This is a genomic window from Sulfuricurvum sp. (assembly GCF_041651515.1).
Taxonomy (GTDB): domain Bacteria; phylum Campylobacterota; class Campylobacteria; order Campylobacterales; family Sulfurimonadaceae; genus Sulfuricurvum.
Genome location: NZ_JBAZJF010000001.1, coordinates 101,315 through 112,632 on the forward strand (window position 1 = coordinate 101,315; position 11,318 = coordinate 112,632).

The 11,318-nt window shown below is 41.4% G+C and carries 10 protein-coding genes; all 10 read right to left on the reverse strand.

Going from position 1 to position 11,318, the window contains the following annotated elements:
* Window position 1: 1 nt before the first annotated feature.
* Genes WC407_RS00550 through WC407_RS00595 form a run of 10 tightly spaced genes read right to left on the reverse strand, consistent with a single transcriptional unit; the run spans window position 2 to window position 11,285 of the window.
* Complete coding sequence (locus WC407_RS00550) at window positions 2-811, reverse strand: septal ring lytic transglycosylase RlpA family protein (protein ID WP_373019969.1); 810 nt, start codon at window positions 809-811, stop codon at window positions 2-4.
* A complete protein-coding gene (locus WC407_RS00555) occupies window positions 801-2,021 on the reverse strand; it encodes a transglycosylase SLT domain-containing protein (protein ID WP_373019971.1) in 1,221 nt (406 codons plus the stop codon). Before WC407_RS00555 ends, WC407_RS00550 begins: the two co-directional genes overlap by 11 nt.
* 42 nt (window positions 2,022-2,063) lie before the next feature.
* Entirely contained in the window at window positions 2,064-2,849 is a 786-nt protein-coding gene (locus WC407_RS00560) for a TatD family hydrolase (RefSeq protein ID WP_373019973.1), read from the reverse strand.
* Window positions 2,846-4,387: an AAA family ATPase gene (locus WC407_RS00565; RefSeq protein WP_373019977.1), complete on the reverse strand. Its 1,542-nt coding sequence runs from the start codon at window positions 4,385-4,387 to the stop codon at window positions 2,846-2,848. The genes WC407_RS00560 and WC407_RS00565 overlap by 4 nt, the downstream gene beginning before the upstream one ends.
* Window positions 4,387-5,241, reverse strand: coding sequence for an NAD(+)/NADH kinase (locus WC407_RS00570; RefSeq protein ID WP_373019979.1), 855 nt, complete (start codon window positions 5,239-5,241; stop codon window positions 4,387-4,389). Before WC407_RS00570 ends, WC407_RS00565 begins: the two co-directional genes overlap by 1 nt.
* Before the next feature lie 60 nt (window positions 5,242-5,301).
* On the reverse strand, window positions 5,302-6,198 hold the full coding sequence (locus WC407_RS00575; protein WP_373021087.1) for a phosphatase: 897 nt from the start codon (window positions 6,196-6,198) through the stop codon (window positions 5,302-5,304).
* Window positions 6,176-8,305, reverse strand: coding sequence for a WD40 repeat domain-containing protein (locus WC407_RS00580; RefSeq protein WP_373019981.1), 2,130 nt, complete (start codon window positions 8,303-8,305; stop codon window positions 6,176-6,178). Before WC407_RS00580 ends, WC407_RS00575 begins: the two co-directional genes overlap by 23 nt.
* 11 nt (window positions 8,306-8,316) lie before the next feature.
* A complete protein-coding gene (gene ilvA, locus WC407_RS00585) occupies window positions 8,317-9,528 on the reverse strand; it encodes a threonine ammonia-lyase (protein ID WP_373019984.1) in 1,212 nt (403 codons plus the stop codon).
* Window positions 9,525-9,971, reverse strand: a complete 447-nt coding sequence (locus WC407_RS00590; protein ID WP_373019986.1) for a CoA-binding protein — start codon at window positions 9,969-9,971, stop codon at window positions 9,525-9,527. The genes ilvA and WC407_RS00590 overlap by 4 nt, the downstream gene beginning before the upstream one ends.
* 45 nt (window positions 9,972-10,016) lie before the next feature.
* On the reverse strand, window positions 10,017-11,285 hold the full coding sequence (locus WC407_RS00595; protein WP_373019988.1) for a citrate synthase: 1,269 nt from the start codon (window positions 11,283-11,285) through the stop codon (window positions 10,017-10,019).
* Between the last annotated feature and the right edge of the window lie 33 nt (window positions 11,286-11,318).

Genomic DNA, 11,318 nt, shown 5'->3' on the forward strand with positions numbered 1-11,318 from the left:
GTTATTCCCTTATGATAAACGGACCGTCAAAATAGCCCTTATTAATGAAATCACGTGCTTCAGCTTCACTGCGGAACCCACCAAGCCATACACGGAATAATCGTTTGTTATTATACTCTGTATCTTTGATAATTGCATGGTAGCCATGAAAATCGCTGTATTTATGTTGGGTTATATTCGCTCCTTCAAAATGTTCAAATGACCCAATTTGAACAAAGAAAGAGCTTAATACAGTCTCTTTTGGCCCTTTTGCAAGCGCGACCATATCAATTCCGCGTGACGCACCCGGTTCAAAACCTAATACCTCCAGTGTCACCATGGTACTGCCATGCTGCAGCATTCCTAATGATGAAGCCGCTGAGTACGAAAGGTCAATAATACGACTCTCTACAAAAGGTCCACGATCATTTATTCGAACAACCGTTTGCATGCCGTTTTCCATATTACTTACCCGCACAACCGTATTCATAGGTAGCGTTTTATGCGCCGCGCTCATCGCATACATATCGTATATTTCACCGCTCGAGGTTTGTTTACCGTGAAAGTCAGGCCCATACCAGCTTGCTCGTCCACTAAAAGTATCCCCTACATGAACAACCGTGGGGCAATATTCTTTTCCCATTACCGTATAAGGGCGCATCGTTGCATGAAGCTCGCCATTTTTCTTGTAGATATTCGAAGAGGCAGAAGCAAGCTGTGCTGAAGGATATTTTTGAGAAGGTTTGGATGACTGATAATTGTATGAGCCGGTTTTTGTTGTACATCCGGTAAAAAAAATTATCAAACCTAGTAAAAATAGTCTAATCGCCAACTTTGACCTCCTCGCCTTCTTTAAGCACATTTGTTGCAAACGGATTTCGAACCCGTAGCTGTTCCAATGTCATATTATACAATGCGGCTACTGAAGCGAGGGTTTCACCGGGTTTAGCGGTATGAAATTTCGTGCTCTTAATAAAGGGCTTACGAATAGGGATTTTAACACTGCGGTTTGGACTCAAATCGTTTTCATCCACCATCATATTCTCATCTATGATCGATCCTTTGGATACATTGTAGCGTTTAGATAGGTTGTTTAGTGTCTCTCCGGATACCGTTTTATGCATCAAAAAATACCCTTTAAGTCCACGGGGACGATATTTTTGTTGAAAGGCTTCGAGTTTATCTTGCGGAATATAAACAGGATAGGCTGATGCGCTGGGGGGAGTAATCCCCTTTTTCAAATGAGTATTAAGTCTTTTAAGATTATTTTTGGGCATTTCTAATACGGCTGCAATGCGATCAATATCTTCCCCCTCGGGTAAATAAACCGTTGCTATTTGCTTATCAGGAGCGGTACTTACCCATTTGTCGTATTGGATTGCGGATAAAAAAGCATCATCCGTTGCTAATAGAGATATTGCAAGAACTTTGCGAATATATCGTCGGCTTTCAGGGGGTATATGTCCTTTTGATGGATCGGCCAAGACATCCAAATCGGTAGTTCCAGCTTTTTGAATCGCTCTACTCAATCTTCCATCACCGCAATTGTATGCGATTAAGGCCAAGTACCATTTTCCAAATTGTTTGTGCAATTGACTAAGATAGGCAATCGCCGCTCGCGTCGATTTTATATAATCGCGCCGTTCATCTACATATCGATTAATAGCCAAACCTTGCAATTTTCCAGTCCCTTCCATAAATTGCCATAAACCCGAGGCACCGCGTGAGGAAGTTGATAAGGGATCAAATTTGGATTCGACCAATACCACAAATAAAAATTCATTCGGCAAATCAGATTGGGCGATCAAGGATGAGAGTGTAGGGATAAAAATAGAAGCATTCTCAAATGAGGCACTGATGCCGCTTAAATCAAGTTCACGCTTTTTTTCTGACACCATATCTTGTAAATACGGATCATTCAAAAATGAAATCGGAATATCAAAGTGACGTAAAACATCTCTCTTTTTAGAATCGCCCACATCAGACACGGTGGCATTAAGGAGAGAGCTTAGGAGAAAAAATGTCCACAGAATAGTTCTCAATGTGCTCCTCCTTACAAAGGGACTAATTATAAAGTTGTCTTATTAAGGCTTTGTTAATCCCTTGAAAAGGTTATAACTGTTTTGTGTTGTCAATGTCTCAACTTCCGCGCTTGAGAGTCCCAAAAGCTCTCCCATTTTATCGACGACATAACGAGTATAAGAGGGCTCGTTACGACTACCGCGATGAGGATGCGGAGTGAGATATGGGCCATCGGTTTCAATGAGTAATTTATCCTGCGGGATTCGAGAAAGAACATTAACCAGTTTTTTTGCATTTTGAAACGTCAAAACTCCACCAATACCGAAATAAAAATTCTCATTAGCAAGGCTCAACAGTTCATCATCCGCATTGTAACAATGGAGTACGCCCCCTACTTCGCCAGCACCCTCTTCCATTAATACCATCTTCGCATCGTGACTGGCATCTCGAATATGTACGATCAAGGGTTTTTTAACCTTTTTAGCGAAACGTATCTGCGTACGGAATACATAATCTTGGCGCTTTTTTTCTTCTACCTTTTCATCTTCGCTTCCTTCTAAACGAAAATAATCGAGACCGCATTCACCAATCGCGATGCATTTAGGATGCGCAGCATAGTGTTCAAAATTAACCGAATTTATATGCTCCATATCATACGGGTGTACTCCAATAGCAAAATAGATGTTCGGATACTGCTCGCAAATCTCCACTGCACGCGGCAAGGTAGCAGGATGAGCACCGGGGATAATAAAGCCTTCAACCCCAGCTATATGTGCACGCTCCATTACATCATCAAAATCCTCGCGATAACGCTCATCATCCAAATGAACATGAGTATCAATAATCATAGTTTCATCCGTGAACGTTCAAATAAATCTTTAGCAAAGCCCAGGGCTTCATCACTGATCCCCTCGCCACTAATAATACGGGCAATCTCTTCAATGCGTTCGGCATCGCTTAAAACGCGAACACGACTTTCTCCCTCTTTGTAAACCAAAAAATGCTGATTACCCATGGAAGTGAGTTGGGGTTGATGAGAAATCACAAAAATCTGATACGCACCGGAGAGATGACGCAAAACTTTTGCAACACTCATCGACTCTTCTCCGCTCAAATTTGCATCAATTTCATCGAGCATTAACACGCCGCCACGCTCAGGCATGCTCTCTACACGCAATGCCAGCAGTGCCAAACGAAGACGATTAAACTCACCGGAACTGAGTTTATCAAGTTTTGTTCCTGCCAATCCCAAAACGGCTTTGTCTGTTCCCAGAGCATAATGCTCACACGGATGAAGCTCTAATGTTGCTTCACGTAAATACAACATTCCAAGATAGCCGTTAAGCCCGGTTAATGCAGAGGAGAGCTCTTTATGCCGATTGAGGGACAGAGCACGACTGAGAATTTCAAGTTCACCCTCCAATGCGGCAATATTTTTCACCAAATCGCCTTTAGAGTGTTCAATCGTCTCATAAGACGCCAGTTCTGATGCTTTTTGTTCGCGATACGAAAGTGCGTCGGCTACACTGCCATAGCGTCGTTTCAGCTCTGAAAGAAGTTCGATTCGATCTAAGACACCTTCTATCGATATATCTTCTAATTCTCCCAAACGTTCCAATGAAGTTTCAAAAATATTTCTTAGCTCATTCATAGTATCGTCAAAAAAAGCACTCTCAACTTCCAACACAGTGAGGGCATTACTGACGTGTGCTTCATAAGCGAATATTGCTTCCGCTGTACGGATAGATTGTTCGATTTTTTCTTTTTTTGAGAGTTGTTTTTTGATAAGACTTAACTCCTCATCTTCCCCTATCTTAGGCTTTATCGCATCAATCTTTGAAATTTCATAGGCAGCAAACTCTTTGAGCTCAGAAAGGTGTTTCTCCTGATCTTCGATCTGGCGCAATTGATCTTTTAATACTTTATACTCATCAAATAGGATTTTATGCCGCTCCAAAATATCACGATGTTCGGAAGTATGACGACAGATCCTCTCATCAATCAATTGCATCAAAGCAGAGGGTTCAAAATCGCTATAATCTTTCAAGCTTAAATGGCGAATATGCTCAGAACTGATCGTTTCCATTGATGATTTTGAGGTGCTTTGGTTATTGATGAAATAACGTGTTTTATCTTTTTTAACATGGCGAAAGGTATTAACAGACTCATTTTGGATACCGTATCTCTCTTCATCAAGTTGCCATAATACATTCGATTCACACACTTGAGCTTCAACACCATCAAGCCCCACTGAGGCTAAGATAGAGCGCATTAATATCGATTTACCGCTCCCGCTTGGCCCTGTAAAAACAATCAAACCGGGATTAAACTCCAATTCAACCTCTTTAAACGTTAAAAACTCTTTGAGATAAAATCTCTCGATCATTATTCACCCCACCCTAATTTCTCTTTGAGAACTTCAAAATAATTAAACTCTTTACGGTGTATCAAATGCGCTGCACCGGACGCTAGTTTAATATGTACCGTATCGCTCTCACTTATCTCAACAAGATCTTGTCCGTCGATGATTACCAAAGCACTCGGGTCAGGGGTTTTCATTACTATCTCAAAATGCCCGGGCAAGACAACTGGCCGCTGAGTAAGCGAATGGGGACAAATCGGCGTCAGAGCAAATACCTGCGTTAAAGGAAATAATACCGGTCCTCCGGCAGATAGATTATAAGCAGTTGAACCGGTCGGGGTTGATACGACGACGCCATCGCCGTAATAGGTGTTAAAACTTCGCCCATCGACATACGTTTCAAGACGGATCATTTTAGCAATCGAAGGGCGGGTAAGAACAATGTCGTTAAAAGCGTAAATATCACTCTCTCCGCTTGGGGTTACAATCGTGGCCTGTAGAATGGCGCGTTTATCAATTCGATATTCCCCGGCAATCATCTTATCGACAAAAGATTCGAGTTCGGCAAAATCTAAATCGGCTAAAAAGCCAAGCTTTCCGGCATGTATTCCCAAAACAGGGAGTTGATAGTGGTAAGAACGCCGAACAGCTGAAATGAGTGTTCCATCTCCCCCGATGGTGACAAGGAAGTCACAGTTTTGACACATCATATCAAACGGTTGTCCCATTACGTCAATCATACCACCGCTAATATTGTCAATAATTACTTCGATACCACGCGATTCAAATATTTTTTTTGATTCAAAAAACATCTCTCTAAGTTCGGGAGTAGAGGGGCGCAGTGATATACCCACACGCTTGATATTAGTTAATTTCAATATTTAAACCCTCATTTTTTTTGACTCTATTATAGCCAACTTCATCGCTAGCTCAAAGTTTTATAGCTGTCGGAAATATTCCAAAGCAATCCCCTCGCGTAATCCGTCATCAATAATAATTGCTTCATCACAGCCCAAAGACTCATAAATCGCCGTAACCATTAAAATCCCTGCAATAATGAGATTTTCACGCCCTACTCCGACATAGCGTGTTCGATCCGTTTCCTTCATCGCTAAAAGTGCTTCATATACGTTATAACACGCTTCAAGGGTTAAGTGAAAGCCATTGACCTTCTGTGGGTCATACGTCAAATAATCCATCCCCAACAAATAAGCGGCAATCGTTGTTGGTGTTCCGGCAGTGAGGATTAGCGTTGAGCAAGAAAAGAACTGCGCGTCGATTTGTTGTTTAAAATAATCGATAGAGTCTAGAAGTTTTTGAGGCGTATCCGATGTTTCACTCAGAGTAACGATTCCAAAATTCAGGCTTAAGGTTTCAACCTTGCTGTCACTGTATTGGGTCAATTCCGTCGAACCGCCCCCAATATCTGCCAATAGAAAAGAAGAAGGCATTATCCCCAATACGCCAAGACGATGACGCACGGCATTAAGGGTCAGAATCGCCTCTTTTTTTCCATCTATAATTTCAAATTTAATCCCGGAGGATTGCGCTATCTTGGCCAGAACTTCCTCTGCATTACTAGCAAGCCTCATTGCCGCGGTCGTATACGCCAGAATTGTTGCCGTAAAATCAAGTTTTAGCTTGGCCTCATCAATGGCCTCTAAGATTCGTGTGATAGCATTTTCACCGATACGGTGTGTATCCCAAAGCCCTTCGGCAGTACGAACGATTTTTTCAAAGCTATTTCCCCATTTTCGACCGTCATATTCAATAAATCGGATCGTATTCGAGCCCAAATCGATAGCGATCATCTTAACCGCTTCGAGTAATATCATCAATTATCATGGCAGGAGTCCATGTTTCAAGTGAACCTTGCTTGAGAGTATCCAAGTCAATTTGAGTTTTATAGTTGCGTTTAAAATACTCAAACACTTGGGCAATCATATCATCGATTCCAAACAATGCAACATATTGTCGAATTCCTTGTTCCAATATATTCTGCGATGCTTTTTCCCGTAGTTTTTGCTCTAGCTGTGCACTATAACATTGGGCAAATACTGAACCCATAGCCGAATATTTATCTTTAACGGATTGATAAATTTCAAACACTTCAGCTGTTTCACGAACCAATCCTTTGGCTGCGTAACGTTGTGCATTATCGACAATTACATTCCATTGACGTTCCAGAACTTGCGCTTCAGGAGTTTCATATAGCAATGGGTATGAATTCAAATAGGCAAAGGCATTTATTAAATTATTAGAAGCAATGGCATCATAGAATAGATGCTTAACGCGAATCGTTTCCAGCATTTCCTGCGATTCTTTCGCATAATCCGGAAATGCCACTAATATTTCACATCCTTTTCGAGCCGTTGCATAATCACCAGCTCTATACGCTTTTTGAGATTGAATATAGAGCTTGTCACCATAATCCATAACTGCGGTGTACTCTGCGAATTCTTTTAGAAACGGAAGGATTCGTACTAAATCAAAAAATTTGACATAATCACTCTGTGCAATAACTTTTTTAAAATACTCATATTTTTTTCGTTCTTCAAAAAGCTGCTGAATCAAAAGTGTTTTTTCTGATATACCACGATAAGGCGCGAGCAGGGTTTTAGCCTGTTCATCTCCATTGGGAGCTAAAATAAGCTCTTGTGCTTTTGCAAAAAGCTTTTTCCAACGTAATTCAGCCTTTCTAAAGGGCTCCGAATCTTGAAAAGCAGGGTATTGTTTAGCCATCGAGTAGGCTAATGGCAATCGTCCTTCATTGACACAGGCTTGAAACTGTCCGTATTTTTCATAGTCTCGAAGCATTTGTGTAATAAGAGGATTTTTCTTTGGGATTCCCGCAAATAGGTCAAAGAGCTCTTTTGCTTTTGGACGATCCCCTTTTTCAAGATAAGCGCGTGCTTTTTTCTGAATATCACCCCAAATCCGCTCCGCCATTTCATACACTTTAGAGTAAAACAATATTGGATTTTTATCCAGCGCATCATAAAATTCTTTATATTGATGCTCCCGTAGCATTTGCATATACTTCTCTTGATCGCCAAAGAGGGAGTAGACACGGACATTCCCTTCCACGGTACCGATAATAAGACGAAATCCGTCGGCTAAGTAAGCAATCGATGTAATTTGCTCACTCTCTTTTAAATAACGCGGCGTCAAAAGCTCCATCGACTCCAGATTATAGAGTCCGACGTATCCCAATTTTGTCCCCACAAATGCAAAATGGCTATCACTGCTAATAGATAAAGCCGTTATATCATCATTCATTTTGGTAAGACGATGGAGCACTTTGCCATCAATCATATCCCAAACAATCAATGTACCCTCTTTATCGGCAGATAACATACGCGCTTCAGGTAAAAATACTATTTTTACAATGGCGCTGCTATGTCCGCGAAGTTTCAATGGGTGTTTCATCGTAGCCAGATTTAAAATATTAATGGTACGATCAAAACTCCCCGTAGCAATCCATTGACCTGTTTCATTGAATGCAACCGTCGTTACGAAGTCAGTATGAATCGGCATACTAAAGGCTAAACGAGCTGCCTTAAGTACCCACGCAAACACTTTCCCATCTTGCCCACAGGTAACACAGTATCGACTGTTTGGATCAATAGCAACACTTTCAACATCACCTTGATGCCGTCCAACCTTGTAAAGCAACTCTTTTTTATTGACGCTAAAAAGGGCGGCTTTATTGACACCGGGAATGATTGAAATAGAGTATTTTGCATCCGGTGTAACATCGACATGCGATCCGACTAAGCGTTCATGTGCGATATTTGATTTAAATCCACCAATTACTTTATAGTCGTTTGAATCAATAATACGAAGGGTATTTTGGGCATCGATTATGGCAAAATTACCATCATTAAGCACTTTTAACAAAAGTATGGGACTTTTAATATTAAGTGATTTTAAAACTTCCATACCTGTTACTCCTAATGCTCTTCACTGCTCAGATAACGATGTTCTTTTAAGTGTGCCCGAATTTGCGATTGATGTTCCGCACCTTTGGTCTCCAGATGAATCATAACGTTTGCATCACCGTAAGCCAATGTTGTTGAAGTGCGATCATAATCAATATGGACGATATTGGCGTTCAAACTTTGAAGCATTTCAGTTAATTTCATCAATGCACCCGGTTTATCCACTAGGGTCACCGTCAGTTTCATTTTTCGTCCCGACTTAATAAGCCCTTTTTCGATAATGATAGAGAGAAGGGTAACATCCATATTTCCGCCGCTCAGCACTACACCCACTTTTTTACCTCGAAACTCACTCAGTTTATCGTGCAGCAGTGCAGCAACCCCGACAGCCCCTGCCCCCTCTACTACCACTTTTTGACGCTCTAATAAAAATAAAATCGCATTGGCAATCTCTTCATCATCAACACTTACAATCTGATCGACGGATTCTAGGATATGAGACAAAGTTACACTTGACGTATCGCGTACGGCGATACCATCCGCAATGGTACGAACGGTTGTGCTGTCAATCACCCTTTTTGCTTCAAAGGATTCGCGCATTGCCGGAGCACCTGCCGCACTTACTCCGACTACGCGAATATGCGGTGCGAGGGCCTTAATCGCCGATGCCATGCCGGAAATCAAACCTCCACCACCTACCGGAATAATAATCGCATCTAAATCTTTGATCTGATCAATCATCTCAATTGCAATGGTTCCCTGCCCCGCCATAACCGCTTCATCGGCAAACGGATGGACAAATACCATTCCATGCGCTGTGCCGTATGATGAAGCATATGCATACGCTTCATCATAATTATTGCCGGCCAAAATAACTTCTGCACCGTAATAGCGAACACCATTAATTTTAGTCAACGGTGTCGAATCGGGCATGACGATAAGGGCTTTTGAGTTAAACATCTGTGCCGCCATTGCGACACCTTGAGCATGATTCCCCGCACTTGCTGCTATAACACCGCAAGAGCGTTCTTTGTCACTCAGAGAAGCAATTTTATTATACGCACCACGTATTTTAAAGGCGCCAGTGACTTGAAGATTCTCATTTTTGAGATAAACCTCTATACCGCATTGCTCGCTTAATCTTGGCGCATAGGCAAACGGTGTCTCAACAACAACACCCTTAATCCGTTCATGTGCTTTATATATCGTTTCTAAATCGATCAAAAATTCCCTTTAGCCGTGTGTATTAGTCGATGTTCGACCATACTACAGTGATTTTGTACCACTCGCATACCTGCTGATTTTGCCTTTTCGGCTGCTTCATTATTAACGATCCCTTTTTGTGCCCAAAAAACTTTAACATCTCCACGCGCTATACACTCATCGGCAATCGTATCGAGAGCATCCGGTTTACGGAAGATATTTACCATATCGACTGAAAATGGAATTTCTCCGAGGGAACGGTACACTTTTTCCCCTAAAATAGTCTCTTCCTTCGGATAAACAGGAATAACAGTATATCCGGCATTTTTTAGGTATTCGGCAACCCTGTAACTGTCTTTTGTCTTATCCGGAGAAAGCCCTAAAACCGCAATAGTTTTTACGTCGTTTAAAATTGTTTTTATCTCATCATTATTAGAATTAACGGTCGGGAATTCGCACTCCATAGTTGCTCCAAAAAAAGTAAATATTTTTTATTATATCAAAATATTTTACAGACGCTTTTTTTCTGCACCAATATAACGCTGTCTCGGACGTGCGATTTTCATTTCCGGATCGTTTCTTAGTTCCATCCACTGTGTGATCCACCCGACAGAACGACCAATAACAAATATGATGGTAAACATTGGTTTTGGAATTTTGAGCGCAGTCAGTATCAATCCTGAATAAAAATCGATATTAGGGTAAAGACGCCGCTGAATAAAATATTCATCATTGAGGGCAATCTGTTCGATTTTCTCGGCAATGTTGAGCAGATCATTATTGACCCCCAGTTCATCTTTGAGCTGATCAAGGAGATTTTTAAGTATTTTGGCACGAGGATCAAAATTTTTATAAACCCGATGCCCAAATCCCATCAACTTGAATTCATCATTGGGATCTTTGGCACGTGCGATAAATTCATCCACATTATCAATGTTAGCGATGTATTCAAGCTGAGCGATCACCGATTCATTTGCTCCTCCGTGCGCCCTGCCCCAGAGTGCATTGATTCCAGCCGATAATGCGGCATACGGATGCGCTCCCGTCGAGGCTACAGCACGCACTGTCGAAGTGGAAGCATTTTGCTCATGGTCGGCATGAAGAGTAAAAATGGTATCGAGTGCTTTGACCTCCACATCACGGATTTCAAGATTTTCCCCAGGATAGGCGCGCATCATATAGAGGAAATTTTCGGTAAACGGACGCTCAATGTCAGGATAAATATAAGGAATTCCAAACATCCTTCGGTGGGTAAATGCGGCAAGAGTGGGTATTTTAGCAATAATTCTCCGCGCCATCACCTGTGCATCTTCATCCGTCTTAACATTAAGATGTTCAAAATAAAAGGTTGAAAGAGCAGAGACCGCCGATGACATCATAGCCATGGGATGTGCTTTGTCAGGAAAAGCATCAAACAATCGTTTTAAACCTTCATGAATAAAAGAGCGTTTACGCAGCTCCATATCAAACGATGCCCTCTCGTTCTCATTGGGCAAATGCCCCATTAAAAGTAAATAAGCAACATCCAAATAGCTCTTTTTTGTCGCCAAATCGCTGATATCGTATCCACGATACAGTAATTCCCCTTGTTCCCCATCAATATAGGTAATAGATGAACTGCAACTCGCTGTAGAGGTAAATCCCGGATCATACGTAAACATCCCTGTATCTTTATAAAGATTACGTACATCAATCACATCAGGGCCGATAGTAGGATGTAAAATTGAAAATGTATAATTTTTTCCAGTACGGTTATTGGTAAGAGTTACGGTATCCATTTCAATTTCTCCTTAGGATGTTTAGAGATAATT